The sequence below is a fragment of the Oleiphilus sp. HI0043 genome (assembly GCF_001634935.1).
The window spans coordinates 1-1,644 of record NZ_LWEY01000508.1 but is presented as its reverse complement, the minus strand read 5'-3'; the positions used below and the strand labels follow the sequence as shown (position 1 = coordinate 1,644).

Below are 1,644 nucleotides of genomic sequence, written 5' to 3'. Positions count from 1 at the left end.
GGAAGATAACGTTTTGAGAGAGACGTTGTAAGAAGATAGCAACACATATTTTTGGAGTAGTAACTTTTTTCGAACATAGCACTTCTTATAGCTTTATTGGGGATTCACGGCTTAAAGGGGGAAGTCGGACAAAAGACCCAAACGACAAATAGCGACAACAATTAACAGGAGTTCGCATACGATGAAGAACACAAAACATATATTGTCAGCATTAGCTCTAGCAATGGGCGTTGGCATGGGAGCCGGGGTTCAGGCAGCAACAAACACTGCACCAACCTTAACCCCTGAAGAATTCGACAAAGCAAAATCCATGTACTTTCAGCGTTGTGCGGGTTGTCATGGTGTATTACGTAAGGGGGCAACAGGTAAAAGTTTGATGCCTGAAGAAACCCTTAAGAAAGGAACCAAGCGTCTGTCTCGTATTATTGAGCTAGGTACTGAAGGTGGCATGAACAACTTTGATGATCTCTTCACTAAAGATGAGATTGACCTTCTTGCGAAGTATATTCAGTTGGAGCCTCCTGTTCCACCAGAGATGTCTTTAGCGATGATGAAAGAGCGGACCAAAGAATATATCGCTCTTAAAGACTATCCAACTAAACCTCTACATGGCCGTAATTGGGAGAACTTCTTTGTTGTCATTGAGCGTGATGCAGGTCTTGCTGCCATCATCGATGGTGACAAACATGAAATTGTTGCACACATCGATACGGGTTATGCAGTACACGTAATCAAGGGTACTGAGCACCATAAAACTGATCATGCGAAAGACGTAGGTCGTTTCTGGTACACCATTGGTCGTGACGGTAAGGTTAACAAGATCGATTTATGGCAGACGCCAGACAAGATGTTGGTAGCTGAAACTCAAATGGCGTATGACGCACGAGATATCGCTGTTTCCGGTGATGGCAAATATGTTATCGCTGGTGGTTATTGGCCTCCGCACTTCGTAATCATGGATGCAGAAACACTTGAACCTCTGAAAGTAGTTTCTTCTCGTGGTGTTAATGTTGACGGTGAGTATGTCGAAGAGTCTCGCGTTGCGGCGATCTACACAACACCTAATGAGCCAACTTGGATGGTTGCGATCAAAGAGTTAGGTCAAATGTGGCAGGTTGATTACAGCGACATCAATAACCTACGTATTGATCAAATGGATACTGCTAAGTTCTTGCATGATGGTTTCTTTGACCCAACAGGTCGTTACTTCCAAATCGCAGCAAACGCTTCAAACAAGATGGTTGTTGTTGATACGAAAGATCGTAAGTTAGAGAAAATGATCGATGTTGCTTCATTGCCTCACCCGGGTCCTGGTGCTAACTGGACTGATAAAGAGTGTGGCCCTGTTGGTGCAACGACTCACCTAGGTATTGGTGAAGTATCTGTTTGGGGCAACGACCCGATTGGTCATCCTGACCAAGCGTGGAAGCTGTGCTACACAGTTGAGACAGACGGTGCGGGCGTATTTATTCGTACCCATCCAACATCTCAATATGTATGGGCAGATCAGCTTAAGCACCCAGAGCCAGAAGTTCAGCAAAGTGTTCAGGTATTTGATAAGGACACACACGAAATCGTTAAAACTATTCGTGTAACTGAAGAAGAAGGTAAAGCGGCCTTGCACATGGAGTTCAACAAAGATGG

Annotated in this window: 1 protein-coding gene; it reads left to right on the top strand. The window is 44.5% G+C overall.

The window, feature by feature from the left end; translation table 11 throughout:
- Positions 1 to 181: 181 nt before the first annotated feature.
- Positions 182 to 1,644: cytochrome D1 domain-containing protein (locus A3729_RS06265; RefSeq protein WP_068633425.1), on the top strand; the 1,463-nt coding region annotated here is incomplete at its 3' end.